This is a genomic window from Paenibacillus sp. TC-CSREp1 (assembly GCF_050171015.1).
GTDB lineage: Bacteria > Bacillota > Bacilli > Paenibacillales > Paenibacillaceae > Paenibacillus > Paenibacillus silvae.
The window spans coordinates 402,443-420,900 of the sequence record NZ_JBNOKM010000001.1 but is presented as its reverse complement, the minus strand read 5'-3'; the positions used below and the strand labels follow the sequence as shown (position 1 = coordinate 420,900).

16 protein-coding genes are annotated in these 18,458 nt (G+C 44.7%); 13 read left to right on the top strand and 3 right to left on the bottom strand.

Going from position 1 to position 18,458, the window contains the following annotated elements; all coding sequences use genetic code 11:
- The first annotated feature begins 69 nt into the window (after window positions 1-69).
- Together ACQSGY_RS02120 and ACQSGY_RS02115 are read left to right on the top strand one after the other, a co-directional pair.
- Window positions 70-1,131, top strand: a complete 1,062-nt coding sequence (locus ACQSGY_RS02120; protein WP_427050486.1) for an LCP family protein — start codon at window positions 70-72, stop codon at window positions 1,129-1,131.
- Window positions 1,132-1,225: 94 nt separating this feature from the next.
- Window positions 1,226-1,678: a pyridoxamine 5'-phosphate oxidase family protein gene (locus ACQSGY_RS02115; protein WP_289370851.1), complete on the top strand. Its 453-nt coding sequence runs from the start codon at window positions 1,226-1,228 to the stop codon at window positions 1,676-1,678.
- Window positions 1,679-1,685: 7 nt separating this feature from the next.
- Here the strand turns inward: ACQSGY_RS02115 and ACQSGY_RS02110 are convergent, their stop codons facing one another.
- Window positions 1,686-2,342, bottom strand: coding sequence for a YhcN/YlaJ family sporulation lipoprotein (locus ACQSGY_RS02110; RefSeq protein WP_427050485.1), 657 nt, complete (start codon window positions 2,340-2,342; stop codon window positions 1,686-1,688).
- A gap of 227 nt (window positions 2,343-2,569) precedes the next feature.
- On the opposite strand from ACQSGY_RS02110, the gene ACQSGY_RS02105 reads away from it, so the two are divergent.
- Both ACQSGY_RS02105 and ACQSGY_RS02100 read left to right on the top strand, forming a co-directional pair.
- Window positions 2,570-3,904, top strand: a complete 1,335-nt coding sequence (locus ACQSGY_RS02105; protein ID WP_427050484.1) for a PhoH family protein — start codon at window positions 2,570-2,572, stop codon at window positions 3,902-3,904.
- A gap of 250 nt (window positions 3,905-4,154) precedes the next feature.
- Entirely contained in the window at window positions 4,155-5,429 is a 1,275-nt protein-coding gene (locus ACQSGY_RS02100; RefSeq protein WP_427050483.1) for an extracellular solute-binding protein, read from the top strand.
- On the opposite strand, the gene ACQSGY_RS02095 is transcribed toward ACQSGY_RS02100, so the two are convergent.
- Both ACQSGY_RS02095 and ACQSGY_RS02090 read right to left on the bottom strand, forming a co-directional pair.
- Window positions 5,426-6,505, bottom strand: a complete 1,080-nt coding sequence (locus ACQSGY_RS02095) for a hypothetical protein (RefSeq protein ID WP_427050482.1) — start codon at window positions 6,503-6,505, stop codon at window positions 5,426-5,428. The two genes, ACQSGY_RS02100 and ACQSGY_RS02095, sit on opposite strands and share 4 nt — an antisense overlap.
- A 167-nt stretch (window positions 6,506-6,672) precedes the next feature.
- Window positions 6,673-6,909: a DUF2626 domain-containing protein gene (locus ACQSGY_RS02090; protein WP_090923772.1), complete on the bottom strand. Its 237-nt coding sequence runs from the start codon at window positions 6,907-6,909 to the stop codon at window positions 6,673-6,675.
- 314 nt (window positions 6,910-7,223) lie between these two features.
- Here ACQSGY_RS02090 and ACQSGY_RS02085 point away from each other — a divergent pair, with 314 nt between their 5' ends.
- The 9 genes from ACQSGY_RS02085 (at window position 7,224) to ACQSGY_RS02045 (ending at window position 18,257) form a co-directional block, all read left to right on the top strand.
- On the top strand, window positions 7,224-7,874 hold the full coding sequence (locus tag ACQSGY_RS02085; protein ID WP_427050481.1) for an RsfA family transcriptional regulator: 651 nt from the start codon (window positions 7,224-7,226) through the stop codon (window positions 7,872-7,874).
- Window positions 7,875-8,080: 206 nt separating this feature from the next.
- A complete protein-coding gene (locus ACQSGY_RS02080) occupies window positions 8,081-9,055 on the top strand; it encodes a ketopantoate reductase family protein (protein ID WP_427050480.1) in 975 nt (324 codons plus the stop codon).
- Window positions 9,055-9,429 carry a DUF3397 domain-containing protein gene (locus ACQSGY_RS02075; protein WP_110898521.1) on the top strand — a complete coding sequence of 125 codons (375 nt, stop codon included), beginning with the start codon at window positions 9,055-9,057 and terminating at the stop codon, window positions 9,427-9,429. Before ACQSGY_RS02080 ends, ACQSGY_RS02075 begins: the two co-directional genes overlap by 1 nt.
- Before the next feature lie 150 nt (window positions 9,430-9,579).
- Window positions 9,580-11,280 (top strand): peptide ABC transporter substrate-binding protein, encoded by a 1,701-nt coding sequence (locus ACQSGY_RS02070; RefSeq protein WP_145404091.1) that lies wholly within the window; start codon window positions 9,580-9,582, stop codon window positions 11,278-11,280.
- 191 nt (window positions 11,281-11,471) lie between these two features.
- Window positions 11,472-12,404 carry an ABC transporter permease gene (locus ACQSGY_RS02065; protein WP_145404090.1) on the top strand — a complete coding sequence of 311 codons (933 nt, stop codon included), beginning with the start codon at window positions 11,472-11,474 and terminating at the stop codon, window positions 12,402-12,404.
- A gap of 47 nt (window positions 12,405-12,451) precedes the next feature.
- On the top strand, window positions 12,452-13,333 hold the full coding sequence (locus ACQSGY_RS02060; protein WP_373288430.1) for an ABC transporter permease: 882 nt from the start codon (window positions 12,452-12,454) through the stop codon (window positions 13,331-13,333).
- 17 nt (window positions 13,334-13,350) lie between these two features.
- Window positions 13,351-15,120 (top strand): dipeptide ABC transporter ATP-binding protein, encoded by a 1,770-nt coding sequence (locus ACQSGY_RS02055; RefSeq protein ID WP_427050479.1) that lies wholly within the window; start codon window positions 13,351-13,353, stop codon window positions 15,118-15,120.
- 154 nt (window positions 15,121-15,274) lie between these two features.
- Entirely contained in the window at window positions 15,275-16,906 is a 1,632-nt protein-coding gene (gene bshC, locus ACQSGY_RS02050) for a bacillithiol biosynthesis cysteine-adding enzyme BshC (RefSeq protein ID WP_427050478.1), read from the top strand.
- Between the two features lie 85 nt (window positions 16,907-16,991).
- Window positions 16,992-18,257, top strand: coding sequence for an adenosylhomocysteinase (locus tag ACQSGY_RS02045; protein WP_184182332.1), 1,266 nt, complete (start codon window positions 16,992-16,994; stop codon window positions 18,255-18,257).
- The last annotated feature ends 201 nt before the right edge of the window (window positions 18,258-18,458 follow it).

Sequence of the window (18,458 nt, the reverse complement as noted above, 5' to 3'; positions counted from 1 at the left end):
TCCGTTTTCCTTCGGGAAAGCGGTTGTGTTTTATTTAGAACAAACAGATGTGATAAAGGTGTTGAACATATGAACTCAAATTCAAACGGGCTGCCTCCACGGAGACAAGCTTCGAATTCATCAGGCACTTCAGGAAATAGAAACAGCAAAGGGAAGCAGCCGAAGAAGAAGAAACGCATGAACGGGTTTGTAAAATTTTTTCTGAGTATACTGGTCATCGGCATTCTGGTGGGTGGGGGTTATTTGTACTGGATCTATAATCAAGTGGCAAATACAGGTGTAGACAAACCTGTTCCTCCTGGTATGTCGGCAACGACGAAGCCCCTTACGATGCTGCTGCTGGGTACGGACAATCGTCCCGAAACTGGTACGTTTTTATCTGATGTGGTTATGGTTGCTGCTCTCAATCCGAATACGAAAACGGCAACGGTGGTCTCCCTGCCTCGTGACACGCGCATTCAGCTTGATGGATATAAGTCCAACAAACTTAACGCTTATTATCCAAGGTTCAAAGCGCAGGAGAAGACCTCGGGCAAAAAGGCTGAGGATCAAATGAAGGATATGATGGGACAGTATCTGGGAGTAGATATCAATTATGCGACAGTAATCAACTTCCAAGCCTTTCGTGATGCAGTGAATGCTGTGGGCGGAGTAGATGTCACGGTGGATAAAAATATGTGTTGGCGAGACAAAGCTGACAATACAGATATCAATCTGAAGGCCGGTGCTCAGCATTTGGACGGTAAAGAGGCGCTCGATTTTGTACGTTATCGTAAATCCAATTGCACACCCAAGACAGCAGAGTCAAACGATTTTGACCGAAACAAAAGACAGAATCAGGTCATGAACGCGATGCTTGATCAGATGAAATCTCTCGGTGGCATTGCCAAAATTGGCAAAGTAATCAGTGCGGTAGATAAAAATATGACCACGGATGTGGAATCCGAGCAAATGAAAAATTTCATTGCTACCTACTGGAATATCTCGACCACCGATGTACACTTTACTCCGGTTACCGGTGAGTGGAGAAGTCCTTATGTTTATATTAATGAAACGGAACTGGCAAATGCAAAACAGGCGATTCAAGATACACTTGAAGGGAAAGTGAAGGCCGCGACATCAGCTCAATAGACTCAAGCTTTGGGGATTGGAAGCCGGGTTCGCAGTGTGTTATAATAACTTCACAAGATAAGAATTGCATAAAGAAGGTTAGGGGGCTGGTTGAATGTCCGAAGCCGTCACACAATTAACAGAGTCTTTGTTACAGCAATTCAAAGATGAGACCTTTGTGCTTCTGAACACCGTGGATGTGGAATCCGGAGGTCCGACTTCAACAGCAATCTCCTGGATTTATGCCGAGAATGCTTCTACTTTTCGTTTGGCGATTGACCATCGATCCCGTCTTGTGAACAATATGATTCAGAATCCGTTGATTACGATAACCGTTTTTGGCGAAGAAATGGTGTATGCGGTGAACGGACGTGCCTCCGTGCGACAAGATCCGTTGCTGGGTGTACCCTTTAATATGTGCTGTTTCGACATAACGATTGAAGCGGTGAGAAATGCGCTGTTTTATGGCGCTCAGCTGTCCTCTGTGCCTCAATTTGTCAAAATATATGATCAGCGTGCTGCGGAGAAGCTTGATGAACAAGTTTTTGCAGCCATGAAAAAAGCCTAGTGAGAGATCACTGGGCTTTTTGTTGTCTTTTTTCAGAGGTGTGCTGCTGCATATACTGATCTTGGGCAGGTTCATCCGGGTTTTGACGAACTTTGACATCTTTCGGAAGCTGTGGAATGATGCGTCCAACCATATCAGCCAGCTCTGAAGCAAAACCGGAGATCGGATGTCCTTTGCGGATATGTTCACCAATTTCTTTAACTCGTTCGGTGACGTCCGCATCAGCGGTTACGATGGAGTCGACACCTTCCGGGTCTTTGCGCAGGGCTTCTGCAACTGCATATTTAATGGTGCCGACACGAGCGCGTTCCAGATCACCATCTACATCAATGCCGACAACAGCTGTGTTGCCAAGGATTACACAGTTTGCATCTTTCACACCTTCAACTTGTTTAGCAAGTGCCTTGAGATGACTTACTCTTTTTTGATTTGACATACGGCCTGTCTCTGTTTCGTTGGCAGTATTAAGGTTAGGGGCTTCACCGGTATTTTCATTTAAATGATCCAGCCGTGAAGCATTCATTCGATCTTCCTGCTGTGTAGTTATGTTTCCTCCGTAGCTTCTCGGATGCATCTCGTGCAGGTCTTGTGAAGCATTGCGTGTAGAAGAGTTACAGCCTGTCAGTATAAAAATCAGAAGCAGCGTGCAGATCCCCTTTTTCATAAATGTTCAATCCTTTCTTGGCGTTTTTCAGAATGGTTGACAATTATTTTGCCCTAGTCGAATACATTTATGTATGGGAGCATGATTGTCCATGCCGCTGCTGAAGATCACACGACCAAGATGAACTCGGGAATGAAGGGAAACGGACGGCTCATAGAGCCCCTTCGTCATTCCCGAGAACACGTTCCAGCCCATGCATTTAACGACGCCGCTTTGGAGGGGATTGAATGAAAAAGATTTTTGTATTGGATACCAATGTGCTTCTGCATGACCCCAATGCCATTTTTGCCTTTGAAGAACATGAGGTAATCATTCCCGCGGTAGTACTGGAGGAGATTGACTCCAAAAAAAGAAATGCCGATGAGATCGGCCGGAACGCCCGCAATGTGTCCAGACTGCTGGATGGACTTAGAGAACTCGGCCATCTGCACAGCGGTGTACCTCTTGCGAATGGAGGCAATCTGAAAGTTGAACTGAATCACCGCAGCTTTGTGAAGGTTCAGGAGATGTTTGGGGAAGTGTCCAATGACAATCGAATCTTGGCCGTCGCGCTGAATTATCAGATTGAAGAAAACGAAAAAGAAGTGGTGGAGCGTCAAGTTGTTCTTGTCAGCAAAGATGTTCTGGTACGAATCAAAGCGGACGTACTTGGATTGTTCACACAAGATTACTTATCGGATCGTACGGCAGGTCTTAGTGAGATGTACCCGGGATATACCGCACTGAAGGTTCATCCGTCCGTGATTGATGAGTTTTACACATATCGTTTCTTGCCGATCAAGCCATTGCAGCTCTCCTACTCGCTCTATCCGAATGAGTTTGTGATTCTGAAGGATGAGATGGGTACGAACAAATCCGCTTTGCTTAAAGTGAATACGGAAGGCACCAAGCTGGAGCCGCTGTTTCTCAGCAATGATAGTGTGTGGGGGATAAGCGCACGTAATGCACAGCAGCGGATGGCACTGGAGCTTCTGCTGAATGATGATATTCCGCTGGTGACTATTACTGGAAAAGCAGGCACAGGTAAAACGCTGTTAGCACTGGCGGCAGGACTGCTGAAGGTGGAGGATGATCACAAATATAAAAAGCTGCTGATAGCACGGCCGGTCGTACCTATGGGGAAAGATATCGGCTATCTGCCAGGAGAGAAGGAAGAAAAGCTTCGTCCATGGATGCAGCCTATATACGATAATCTCGAGTTTTTGTTTGATACCAAGAAGGCTGGAGATATTGACAAAATTTTGATGGGTCTTGGCAGCATTCAGGTAGAAGCACTCACTTATATTCGCGGCAGATCGATTCCTGGTCAGTTCATCATCATTGATGAGGCCCAGAACCTGTCACGTCATGAGGTGAAAACAATCGTATCTCGGGTAGGGGAAGGAAGTAAAATTATTCTGATGGGAGATCCTGAACAGATTGACCATCCTTACCTCGACTCTGCAAGTAATGGCTTAACGTATATCGTAGAACGTTTTAAACAAGAGGGTATCAGCGGACACATTATGCTTGAAAAAGGAGAACGTTCCAAGCTGGCTCAGCTTGCGGCAGATTTGTTGTAATAAAAAGTTAAACCTATGTCTCCTGGATTTATTTCCCGGAAAATGTTTTGAAGAAAGCCGACTCTAGCAGTCGGCTTTTTTTGCTAAAAAAAGAAAAGCGAGTTGTTATACAGAACTGGATATGCTCGTAATATGCAAAAGAGATGAAAAGTGTTTTTTGGCAGGATAGGACAACAGCACTATATATTTGTTACAATGGTTGTTGCGGGAAAATATCAAAGGAACAGAAATGATCTAAGGAGGAGAGTGAATGAAGCGTAGACATCAAGTAGTTTTATTTGCAGTGCTGCTGCTCTCGCTAACGATCCTTTCTCCTAGCTTTGATTTTAGAGGTTCGCAGCATAATCAGGAACGAAATCAAGAGAACGATACATATCCGGGAACTTTATCCCGAGCTGATGATACAAGAGCACCTTTGAATGTAACGGTATCGATGTCCAAAGAGGAATTTGCTGCTTTTGAGAAGCTGGCCGAAGAAGTGGCGGCTGCTCGTTATGTTGAAATTAAACTTCGGAATGTGGAGCCTGGAGAATATAATGATGTGCTTGATCAGGAGTTTTCTTTGGGGGAGAACGGAGATGTTATTCTGCTCGAAAATGGTCAGGTACAGCTATACGCCAAAAAGGGGTACTTGCTTCCGTTAAACGGAACGCAGCTGTCTAAATCTATCGGAGAAACGGTAGCTGAACTTCGCGCCATAACAGAGTGGAACGGGTACCAGTGGGGGCTGCCTTTTGATTTTGACCCATATGTAATGGGGGCCAGAACGTCATTTTTGAATAAAGCCGGGCTGCAAGCGTTCCCTAACAATAAGGAGCAGTGGTCCAAACTGATTCAGGAAGCACAGGCGGAGGGCACGGCTTTGATCTCGCTGGGCATGGAAGATATTGAAGGAGCAAATGTATGGATGAGCTACTTGCCGCCTGGAATGAGTCCGGATCAAGTGCTCCGTTCACAGTCTGTATCCCCTGCAGATGAGCTTCAACGTGGAGTCAGATTGCTGAGTGACTTGCAGCCATACATTAAAACGATGGCTGCTGTTCCGGTGCTTTCTTCGTCAAATTATAACGTAAAAACGCCGATGTTTGTGACCACATTGTCCCGAATTCTTTACGCAGACGAATCCGCACAGGATGGAGCAACAGTTCGTGCGTCCATTTCCTTGGAACCGCTTCAGGCGGTAAAATCCAGAACCCTGGTCATTACGGCCGGTTCTGCGGAGACCGATGCGGCCAGCCGATGGATTGAGGGAATGACGTCTGCGGCAGTTCAGAATAAATGGTATGTCCAGACCAAACGTTTATCTGCCAGGCAGCAGGAGCAGAACCAGCAAGCTTCACAGGTTCAGGCGCGTTATAACGCGCAGCTGAAACCATTGTGGTTTTCGAAAGACGACGATCCGATCCGGCTGGCTGAACGTCAAACCATGCTTGTTCGTTTTCAGAAACAGGTGAGGCAGGTTCTTCAAGGAGAAATAAGTGTAGCTCAATACGTGAACAGTATCAGAAATGCGATTAATCCCTAGAACGAAATTGCTAATTTCACTTCCAGAATACCTTCATCTGTGGCAACATCGGTTGCTTTGACAAAGGAAAGAATTTTTTGCGGGTAAAAACCGAGATCGAATTCTCTCTCCAGCATGCTGCGTGTTGTGTCTGGCAGTTCAAGTTGATTGAACACCAGCTTATCTACATGATAACGAATCGCGTTTTGTGGCTCGTTTTCAACCGTGTAGTGCCCTTCAATGCTTAGCTGCAGTTGATCACGTTGGCCTGACGCTGTAATTTTGTCCTGTTCAAAGGTAAAAGCAAAATCGTTGAAAATTTCATTTTGTGAGCGCAGAAATGTATTTAACTCGTCTTGACCAATGCGAATCGTATACGTTGTTCCTGTGGTAGAGATGGCCCCGTTCTGCTTCTGAATAAAATCAGGAAGATTCTGCATCGCGGATGCCAGTGCCTTGAAGTAACGCTTCACCTCATATATTCCGATATTTTCCCAATACAAGGTCAATTCGTTCATTAATTTCTGAATAGCTGCCGCGTCCCCGCTGGCGGTTATTTGCTCATCGACTTCATTTTGCAGTGATGCTACGCGTGTGCGTTGATTTTGAAGGTTTGTTTTCATCTCCGCCAGTTCTACAGAGGTTTGCCGAATTTGATTGGAGGTTTGCTGAAGGCTGTTATACCGGGTCTGGTACTTGTCCAGCGTGGCTTGATCTCTGCCAATAATAATCTGATAGTAGTCATACAGCACAAACAAATCTTTAAATGATTTGGCTCCAAGCACCGTCATAAGCAGACTGTCCCGCTCTCCCGTATAATAGGACCTCACAACGGCTCCTGCCCGTTCTTGCTGGATATGTATCTCCTGCTCCTGCTGCTGCAGCTGTGCGGATAGTGTCTTATGCTGTGCGGCCAGTTCCTCCTGCTTTTTAGTGATGCGCTCAATTTCATGATCTATCTCTACAATAGATAACGCCTTTTGTAAAATGGCTTGTGTATCTGCGGGTGTAGATTCTCCATAGATATAAGATGATGCGGGCTGCAGGAATAATCCTATCGTTAATATGATGGCTCCTAAGTTATGTCGAAGCTTCACCAGGCATGCTCCTTTCCCTGCGAACTTGATTTATTCTTCCAGACAATATATGAAATCCATACGTAAAATATCCTTACTGGTTACATAACACCATAGCTTTATATGTAAGCTGAGAACAACAAAAAAGCAACCCGACATAGCCGGATCGCTTTGATGCTGCTGGCGGATTAGAGCGGCAGCCCCATTTGAAATACTGTCCAATAGCTGAACCCTGTGAACGTCACGATCATATAACCCCAGAAGAGCAATATGTATGTGCGTTCTGTAAACTTCAAGTATCCCAAAAGGACAAAAAACGCAGTCTGCAGGAAGAAAAGCAAAGCCATTTCGACCAAGTCTCCTGCAAAAGCCATCAGGCCAATCGCAAGCGTGAAGAACCCGAGTACCCGAAACATGCGTGCCACGGTAAATCCTCCTCTCTTATGTACGTTCATAGATTGTCTACACAACATTATACCGACAAAGGAAAAAGGTGTAAACAAATTTGGGTATGAAAGCGAATTCTTTTTTTGGCATAACTACTCAAAAGCAAGAGGATTTGCATCAATTACGTATGCGGGAGCTTGAATATGGAAATACATTTTAGTATGAAAATCAATTCTATGAACTCTATGAGAGGCATAAGAATGAGTAAAGCAACTTTTATACCTAATTCACATAACGGTTTACCGGTTATGCGGACGGTTATTTCAGGATGGTGTTAGGAGGGTATTATAGCATGACTGCAGTGAGACAGGATGCTTGGAGTACAGAGGATGATTTGATTTTGGCAGAGGTTACATTGCGTCATATTCGGGAAGGTAGCACGCAGCTGGCCGCGTTTGAAGAAGTGGGTGAGAAAATAGGAAGAACTTCAGCCGCATGCGGGTTTCGCTGGAACAGCTGTGTACGTAAAAAGTATGAATCAGCAATCAGTAATGCGAAAGCGCAAAGACAGAAGCGCAGTTATCTCAGAAAACAGCCGGCTATGCTTGGTCCACAAGTCGCCGCTCTGGCTGCAATGGAAACTGAAGAGGGGATTTACAAGACAGATGGTGTGTCTGAAGAGTCTCTCTCCATCGATGCGGTGATTCGCTTCCTGCGGCAGTGGAAGGGCACTGTACAGGAGAGCAGCCGCCAGCTTAAAATGCTGGAGAAAGAACTTCGTGAGAAGGAAGATGAGCTGCTTGAGCTTCGCTGTGAAAACGACCGACTTTCCAAGGAGGTCAACGAGGTTCAGACGGATTATCGTGTTGTCAACGATGATTACAAGGCATTAATCCAGATTATGGATCGTGCACGCAGGCTTGCCTTTTTATCAGAAGAAGAAGAGGAACTCAAAACAAGATTTAAGATGGATGCTAACGGAAATTTGGAACGAATTGAGTAGTGTGATTCGATCTGGATGTAACATTGTAATATGAGCCCGCCACACCTCCGTGACATTACGGAAGGTATGACGGGTTTTTAGTGTGTGCATTTTGTTCTATTATAGAAGAAGAAAGATTGAGCCAGTTATATGAGTCAGGTATGGAAGATCAAAAATGGAATCAGGAAGCCTGAAGGATTCGAGGCCATGAAAGTGGGGATGGTAATATGAATATAGACGTTGTCGGAGCGGGATCATTAGGTCTCTTATTTGGAGGCAAGCTGCAGGCGGCTGGCATCAGTGTACGGTTCTGGACTAGAACCTTAGAACAGGCGGAGCAGCTTCAACATAAGGGAATTGTTATCACGGAGAGGAGCGGAGATAGCTATATCAAACCAGAGGTTGTTCAGGCCAAGCCTCTATCGAAACTGGCAGAGATTTGGCGTGAGGCGCCGGGAGACTGGATGCTTCTTACGGTGAAGCAAACCCATGTGCATGATTTTATAGATCAGATGAAATCTCTCAAAGAGCTAAAAGACAGGCAGCATGTAAGGATAGCTTGTTTTCAAAATGGTATGGGACATCTGGACAGGCTTCATGCAGCTTTACCAGATTCTTTGTTATGCAGTGCCATTACAACAGAAGGCGCAAAACGTGATGTATCCCGGGTGCATCGGGCAGGAGCAGGAGAGACACATCTAGGTTTTAGCGTTACTTCAATGGACAGAGGTGAAGATGCGGAGCGGGAACTAAGTATATTTACTTTGGCTGAGGTTATGCGGCAGGCAGGATTTGACTGTACAGTGTCGAATGAAATCGATAAGCATTTCTTCAGAAAACTGTTGATTAACGCGGTGATTAATCCGCTTACGGCAATATGGAGAATCCCTAACGGTGAACTGCTTCAACGCACGGAGCGATTAAATATGATGAGGCAGCTGTATGATGAGGCCATTGCTGTATATAAGGCTATGGGGGTACAAATGGATGAGGACTTGTGGGAACAAGTGATGGGCGTGTGCCGCAGCACGGGTTCCAATACATCCTCCATGCTTGCAGATGTACTGCATAAACGCACAACAGAGGTTGAATCGATTAATGGATCAATTATAACTATGGCGAAGCAGTTTAATTTGAATGTATCTGCACATGAAACGCTGCTTCATCTGATCCAAGGCATGCCATCAGAAGGAGTGAGTTAATGGAGATTTTCATCGTATTGAGCATATTGCCCTTTTTTCCTTTTCTTCTAGTGTACTGGGGCATGATTGTTTGGAAGAAGGACAAGTCCATTGCGCTTCGAACAGCGATGGACGTCACTACATTTTTTCTTATTTTCTCTGTATCAGCGTTATTCAACTTAACATTTGACTCGAATTTCGGATTTTATTTAACTTTAATACTCATACTAATTGCGCTTGGATTTATCGGAGGTGCGCAAAATCGACTAAAAGGGAAGGTTGATGGGGGAAGAATGTTCCGGGCCGTATGGCGCATGTCATTTGTGATCATGAGTTTTGGATATATTTTGTTTACTTTATTTGGATTATTTAGATACATTATGAATCAAATGTAAGGTTACATAACGCGAAATGCCCAAATATTGTGGCGAATTTGTCGAAAACTGAAAAAAACATTACTTTCTGAAAAAGTAATGTAGATTTTTTTGACCGGTGGTTGTATAATCTATAAACATAAACCACATCAATTTAGGGGGAAAAGTTAGATGAAAAGGAAAAGTCTATTAGTCCTTTTGACGCTGATCTTGGCGTTCGGTACCGTACTTGCAGCGTGCGGATCGAAAAATGAAGGCACAGGTACCACAACAGATAACGGTTCTGCAAGTGAAGAAAAGGGTCTTGCCAAAGATCAGGTTCTGAAAATTAACTTGTCAGCTGAACCTCCTACGTTGGACCCGGCTCAAGCAAAAGACAGCCAAACCAACACGGTACTGAAGTTCTTGTATGAAGGTCTTGTTCGCATTGGTGCTGATGGTAAAGAAGCTCCAGGTGTTGCTAAAGACTGGACTATCTCTGAAGATGGTTTGAAATATGTATTCAACCTGAACCCGGATGCTAAATGGAGCAATGGTGATCCTGTAACAGCTGAGGATTTCGTTCGTTCCTGGGAACGTGCTTTGAAACCGGAAACAGCTTCTCCTTATGCATACCAATTGTACTACATCAAGGGTGCAGAAGGTTTCAACATGAGCAAAGACAAAGACTTCAAAGGGACTAAAATCACTGATTTCTCCCAAGTGGGTGTGAAAGCTACGGACGAGCACACACTGGAAGTAACGTTGGAAAATCCAACTCCTTACTTCCTGGGTCTGACAGCATTCTACACATACTACCCAGTACACAAGTCTGCTGACACAAATGACAAATTCTTCACAGATTACAAAAACATGATCGTTAACGGACCATTCGTAATGGATCAATACGCTAAAGGTCAAAAAATTGTTGTGAAGAAAAATGAAGGATACCACGCAGCTTCTGATATTAAATTGACTCAAATTGATATGTCCCTGACAAACAGCAGTGCTTCCGAGCTTCAAGCTTACAAATCAGGACAATTGGATTACACAGGTGCACCTAACGGTGAGATTCCTTCTGACCAAATTCCAGCTGTAAAAGCTGAATTGCCAAACGAGTTTAAAGCTACTGGTATTGCAAGTACTTACTACTACCAGTTCAACGTAAATGAAGCACCATTCAACAACGCTAAAATCCGTAAAGCATTTGCAATGTCCATCAACCGTCAACTGATCGTTGATAAAGTAACACAAGGTGGTCAAATTCCGGCATTCGGATTTGTACCTCCAGGTATCCGCGGTGAAAATGGTGAGTTCCGCGATGAGCACAAAGATGATTACTTCAAAGAAGATGTAACTGAAGCTAAAAAGTTGCTTGAAGAAGGTATGAAAGAAGAAGGATACACTACACTTCCAGCTGTTACTTTGATCTACAACACAAGTGATGGTCATGCGAAAATCGCTTTGGCAATCGCTGATATGTGGAAACAAAACCTTGGTGTTGATGTGAAAACAGAAAACCAAGAGTGGGGCGTATTCCTTGAGAACCGTCAAAACCAAAACTTCCAAATCGCTCGTGCGGGCTGGTCTGCTGACTACAACGATCCGTACAACTTCTTGGAAATGTGGACTACTGGCAACACAAACAATGACTCCAAATTCAGCAACGAACAGTATGACAAAGATGTTAAAGACACTGTAAAAACAGCTGATCCAGCTGCACGTATGGCTGCGTTTGCTGATGCTGAGAAAGTTCTGATTCAAGATGAAATGGCTGTAATGCCAATCTACTACTACACTAACGTATCTTTGACTAAGCCTTACCTTAAAGGTGTACAACTTGATTTCAGTGGAGCAATTGACTTCACTCGCGCATATTTGGAAGAGAAGTAAGTTGTTCTGAAGTCTAATATGATTTACTTCGGGATATATATGTGGAATTCCATATATATCCCGATTTTTTTGTATGTGCACTGATTTTCCTTATAATTCTTGAAATTTCCGATAAATGGATTGGACTTTATCGCTGTCTAATTCTACAATCGATTTGTATACAAAATATTGTTTGTGGAGGTGTGCAAGGGTTGGTTAAGTACGTTTTGAAAAAACTGCTATTTATGCTGCTATCGCTTTTCATACTCGCTTCAATGACCTTCTTCCTGATGAAGGCCATTCCTGGTGACCCTTTTACATCGGAGAAAAAAGTATCACCTGAAATCCGTGCGCTTCTGGAAGCCAAATATGGATTGGACAAGCCGATGTATGAACAATATCTGCAATACATGGGTGGAATCATCAAAGGTGACTTTGGAGTTTCAATGAAGTATCTGAACCGTGATGTGTCCGGCATGATTGCGGAAACATTCACTGCTTCATTGAAGCTGGGTATATTTGCGATCATTATCTCAATCATTGTCGGAGTGCTGCTGGGTCTGCTCGCAGCTGTTTATCACCGCAAACTGATTGATGACGTAACCATGGTTCTTGCTGTTATCGGGATCGCTGTACCAAGCTTCTTGCTGGCGTCCCTATTACAATATGTATTTGCATTTAAACTGGGCTGGTTTAACGTTATGGGCTTCGATGGACCACTAGACTATGTGCTTCCTGTTGCTGCCTTGTCGGCATCACCAATTGCCTTTATTGCACGTTTGACGCGTTCAAGCATGCTGGAAGTTTTACATGCAGATTATATCAAAACCGCTAAAGCCAAAGGTTTGAAATGGCCTGCAATCATGTTCAAACACGTTGTTCGTAACGGTATTTTGCCTGTTGTTACGTATGTAGGTCCAATGACCGCCAACATTATTACGGGTTCTGTTGTTATTGAGCAGATCTTTAATATTGGTGGTATTGGTAAAGTGTTTGTTGAAAGTATCACAAACCGTGACTATACAATGATCATGGGAATCACTATCTTCTATGGTATTCTCCTGATGTTGGCACGTTTCCTTACAGATATCGCTTACGTATTAATTGATCCTAGAATTAAGCTGGAAAGCCGGAAGGGGGCATAACGTTGTCTGGCACGAATAATAACAATAATGGAACGGCGAACACTGACCTGAACAGTCAGGCAGCGGTGAAGCCGCAGGAAAGTGTATCCCTTTTTAGAGACGCAATGTACAGATTGGCTACCAACAAAGCTGCGATGATCAGTCTTGGTGTATTGGTTCTCGTTGTACTCTTTGCTTTGATTGGACCAACTTCTTTGTTTACGAAATACAATTATTATTCCAATGATTTGCTTAATGCGAACAGTGCGCCAAGTGCGGAGCACTGGTTTGGTACAGATGACCTGGGTCGTGATGTATGGGTAAGAACATGGGTCGGAGCACGGGTATCCTTGACAGTGGGTCTTGCTGCAGCGTTGATTGACCTTGTGATCGGTGTAATCTATGGTGCAATCATGGGTTATTATGGTGGACGCGTCGATGGTATCATGAACAAGTTTTCCGAAATTTTATACTCTTTGCCATACATGCTGGTAGTTATCCTGCTGTTGGTTGTTCTGGAGCCAAGTCTTACAACAATTATTATTGCACTTACCATTACTGGCTGGATCAGCATGTCCTGGATTGTACGTGGTGAGATTATGCAGCTGAAAAATAGAGACTTTATCCTTGCCGCACGTTCGATGGGTGCAAGCACTGGACGTCAATTGTTCCGTCACTTGCTGCCAAATGCGGTCGGACCGATTATCGTTACATTGACATTGTCCATTCCAAATGCAATCTTTGCTGAGGCCTTCTTGAGCTTCCTCGGTTTGGGTGTATCTGCACCAAGATCTTCCTTGGGATCAATGATCAACGATGCACTTACAGGCTGGACACTGTATCCATGGCGGATGTGGTTCCCGGCAGGTCTGATGGTTGTTACGATGCTTGCATTTAATTTGCTCGGTGATGGATTGCGTGACGCACTTGATCCGAAATTACGTAAATAGAAACAGGAGGTGGGATTATGGAGCCGATTTTAACAGTCAAAGACTTGAGTGTATCGTTCTCGACACGCTCGGGAGAATTTGATGCCGTTAAAAATGTAAGTTTTGAAATTGGCAAAGGAGAAACGCTGGGAATCGTAGGTGAATCAGGTAGTGGTAAGAGTGTTACCGCCCAGACCATCATGAAATTGATTCCCTCCCCGCCTTCAAAAGTTAAGAGCGGAGATATTACGTTTCACGGGCAAGATCTGTTGAACAAAACAGATAAAGAGATGGAATCCATTCGTGGTAAAGATATCGGTATGATCTTCCAGGATCCGATGACTTCCCTGAACCCTACAATTAAAGTGGGTAAACAGATTACGGAAGTATTACGTAAGCACCAGAATATGTCCAAACAGGCAGCGGACAAAGCTGCGCTTGAGATGCTGGAGCTTGTAGGTATCAAAAATGCTGCAATTCGTATGAATCATTACCCGCACCAATTCTCTGGCGGTATGCGTCAGCGTGCCATGATTGCAATTGCGCTTGCTTGCCGTCCGTCTCTTCTGATTGCCGATGAGCCGACTACAGCACTTGACGTTACCATTCAGGCTCAAATTCTGGATGTAATGAAGGACATGCAGCGAAAACTGGGTACCTCCATTATGCTGATTACGCATGACCTTGGTGTCGTTGCGGGCATGTGTGACCGTGTTGTAGTTATGAAGGAAGGCGAAGTGGTTGAAACGGGAACAACGACTGAAATCTTCAGCAACCCGCAGCATCCATATACGATTAAATTGCTGAATGCACTTCCTCGTCTGGACGAGCCGAAAAAGGAAAAACCAGCGCCAGCAGGCATTGTTAAAGGCAGCAACAAACCTTTGGTTCAAGTGAAAAACTTGAAGCAATACTTTAACCTTGGTAAAGGTAACGTTCTTAAAGCCGTTAATGATGTAAGCTTCGATATTTTCGAAGGAGAAACACTTGGCGTTGTAGGGGAGTCAGGTTGTGGTAAATCTACGACTGGACGTACCATTTTGCGTCTTTACGAGCCAACGGGCGGAAGTGTGAACTTCAATGGCACGGACATTTACAAGTTGTCCCCACGCAAAATGAAGGAAATGCGTAAGGATATGCAGATGATTTTCCAAGATCCATACGCATCGCTTAATCCACGTTTTAACGTTATGGATATTATCGGGGAGTCCCTTGATATTCATGGCTTGGCGACTAGCTCCAAAGAGCGTAAGAGACGCGTGGAAGAGTTGCTTGATCTGGTAGGTTTGAATCCAAGTCATGCACTGCGTTACCCGCATGAATTCTCTGGTGGACAGAGACAACGGATCGGTATTGCGCGTGCGCTTGCCGTTGACCCTAAATTTATCATCTGTGACGAGCCGCTTTCTGCGCTTGACGTATCCATTCAGGCACAGGTTGTTAAATTGCTCGAGGAGCTGCAGCAGCGCCTTGGCTTGACGTATCTCTTCATTGCCCATGACTTGTCTATGGTTAAACATATTAGTGACCGTGTAGCCGTTATGTATATGGGTAAAGTGGTAGAATTGGCAGAGAGTGAAGAATTGTACTCCAACCCGATCCACCCGTATACCAAAACATTGCTTTCTGCGATTCCGGTACCAGACCCGGAAGTGGAAGCGAATAAACGCCGCATTTTGCTGCCGGAAGAACAATCCGGCCCAATTCAAAATGCTGCGGGCGGTCCTGTAAATGATCCATATAACCTGGAGAACGCTCAATTAATTGAGGTTTCCAAAGGACATTGGGTCGCAGAGCCCTACGTATAATAGTCAGCAAAAAGAATATGCTATTATATACATCATAACCGCCGACATGTTCGGCGGTTTTTTTTATATAATTTATGACTTTGCTTTGACGAAGCGCTACTGAATTCGGTACAATCAAGGAAGGCTCTTTGAAGCAGAATAGGAGGCAGACCTCATGAAAGGGATTACTGAGGCGCTCCGCAGCGGATCAAAGCTTGCAGAGGATTATATCTGTACGGCAGATGCTGCGCGAAGCCTGTATGAATATGATATTCGCTGGGAAAATGGCCTCCACGCGCGCGCTGAATGGCTTAAACAATCGGAGCATACACGTGTTGATCGTCATGAACTGGCGTCATATTTACGTATATATAATAAACGAGTGAACAATCATGATCATGTTCATGCTTCCATTACCCGTCTTGTGGAAGAGAACGCATGGGTCGTTACTGGAGGGCAACAGAGCGGGCTTCTCACCGGACCTTTGTTTGTCATATACAAAGCAGCGAGTGTGGTTGCCGCCGCTCGTGAAGCAGAGAAGCAATTAAAACATCCGGTTGTACCTGTGTTCTGGATTGCGGGTGAGGATCATGACTGGGATGAGGTTAACCATACGTATCTGCCCGAACCACAGGGGGATATGCGCAAAGTAAAACTGCAGGGACACTTTACGGGAAGAGACTCTGTCAGTCATGTGCAGGTGAAACCGGAACAGTGGGAGCATGTGCTTGAGCAGGTAGAGCACTTGCTGCCGGATACCATTTATAAGCCTGGACTAATAAAGCAGCTTACAGAAATTCATCGTGCCAGCTCTAATCTGAGCGATGCTTTTGCCCGTATTATATCGGCTTTGTTTGCAAGCAGCGGCCTGATTCTTATGGATGCAGCCGATCCGGAATTGCGTAAACTGGAGCAGCCTGTATTTGCAAGAATGATTCAGCAAAATACGTCATTACGTACCTCTTACTTACAGGGTGCTTCGTTAGTTGAACAAGCGGGTTATGCGATGCCAGCCGAGGTGGCAGAGGATGGTGCCAACCTCTTTTATATTCACGAAGGGGTCCGTTTGTTATTGACGCTCAAGGATAACCTTTATCAGGACCGCAAAGGGCTTGTATCGTTTACAGAAGAGCGTTTGCTGCAGGAACTGAAGCAGCATCCTGAACGTTTCAGCAACAACGTACTGACTCGTCCATTGATGCAGGATTCTTTACTGCCTGTGGCAGCTGTAATTTTGGGACACGGCGAGATTGCATACTGGGGTCTGACACGCGAAGCGTTCCGCACATTTGGCTTGCAGATGCCTATACTGCTGCCGCGTCTCTCTTTCACGATTCTGGAGGATGTGCACGATAAACATATGAAACAATATGGACTTTCTTTCCAGGACGTGCAGTATCATTTGCAGGAAAAGAAAGAAAATTGGCTTGCACAGCAGGAAACGTTCCAAGTAGATGAGCAGTTTACACGGATTCGTGAAGAGTTTATGACACTGTACCAACCGTTGCTGGAGCAGGTAGCAGAGCTGCATCCTGGACTGGGCCGAATCGGTGAAGCGAATGTGGGTAAAATTCATGAGCAGATTCAATATCTGGAGCGGCAGACTCGCAAGGCTATTGAAGATAAACATGCAGTGAGTTTAAGGCATTGGAACGGTATTCAGCATGCTCTGTTCCCGATGGGGAAACCGCAGGAACGAGTACATAATGCACTCTTTTACCTGAATCGTTATGGAACGCATTGGATTGAGGAATTGATTCAAGCATCTGCTGAATTCAAAGGGCAGCACCAGGTTATTAAATTGTAAGTATGTTGATAATATCAATCTTTACTAAGTGTGATGATGACATGAATGTTTTAAATAGAAGAAACACATATGAGGAGGAGATCGAGTGACCACATCTTCACTGCAGAACAGTATCGTTAAAGATATGGGCCTTGCTTCAGAGGGACATTTGAAAATTGATTGGGTTGAGGCGCATATGCCGGTGTTGAACCGAATTCGCCGTCAGTTTGAACAGGATCTTCCGTTTAAAGGGCTCAAGGTTGCTATTTGTCTTCATCTGGAAGCAAAAACAGCTTATCTGGCAAAAGTCATTCAGGCTGGAGGGGCTGATGTAACGATTACACACAGTAATCCGCTCTCCACTCAAGATGATGTCTGTGCGGCATTGGTTGAAGACGGTGTGACGGTATATGCTAAATATAATCCGGAGCCAGCAGAATTCAAGGCATTGCAGCTTCGTGCTCTTGAAGTGAAGCCTGATCTGATTATAGATGATGGCGGAGATTTTGCCACGATTATCGCGTCGGAGCGCCCTGACCTTGCTGCTACGATTCGCGGCGGGGCAGAAGAAACGACAACAGGTATTATTCGACTGAAAGCTTTGGCGAAAGAGGGACAGCTGAGATTCCCGATGGTTGCGGTGAATGACGCATATTGCAAATACCTGTTTGATAATCGCTATGGTACGGGACAATCCGCTTTTGACGGGATTATTCGTACAACCAACCTGGTGGTTGCTGGTAAAAATGTTGTCGTTGCTGGCTACGGATGGTGTGGCAAAGGGGTAGCGATGCGTGCCAAAGGCCTGGGGGCCAATGTCATTGTCACTGAAATTGATCCGATTAAAGCGGTCGAAGCTCACATGGACGGTTTCCGGGTGATGACGATGCTGGAGGCGGCGAAGATCGGAGACTTCTTTATCGCAGTGACAGGTAATAAGGATGTTATTACAGGTGAGCATTACGATGTAATGAAAGACGGAGCGATTTTGAGTAATGCTGGTCACTTTGATGTTGAGGTTAACAAACCTGAGCTCGCCAAACGTTCCGAATCCATACGCACCGTTCGCCGCAATATTGAGGAGTATCGCTTCAAGGATGGTCGCAAAATGTATCTTCTTGCAGAAGGACGTTTGGTTAATCTGGGAGCTGCTGACGGGCATCCGGCTGAAATTATGGACACGACCTTTGCGTTGCAAGCGCTTGGGCTGCGGTATGTAAGTGAAAACTACGAGGCTCTAGGCAAAAACGTGGTAAATGTTCCGTATGAGATTGATCAGCAGGTCGCAAGTTACAAGCTGGAAAGTTTGAATATCGCGATCGACACCTTGTCTGCTGAGCAGGAAAAATATTTGGATAGCTGGAAATTTTAAACGATATCCATTAATTACAAGCTGATAACCTGATTCAAAAGATATAGAATGGTGTATTGATGATATGGCTCATATGCGGGTACACATAATACGATTGCCCGTAACCGGGAAACGTCTTTGATCCTGAATGACAGGATCAGAGACGTTTTTTTTGATGAAATGAAAATAAAAAGCAGGAATGTCAAGAAGGGTTTTGATTTT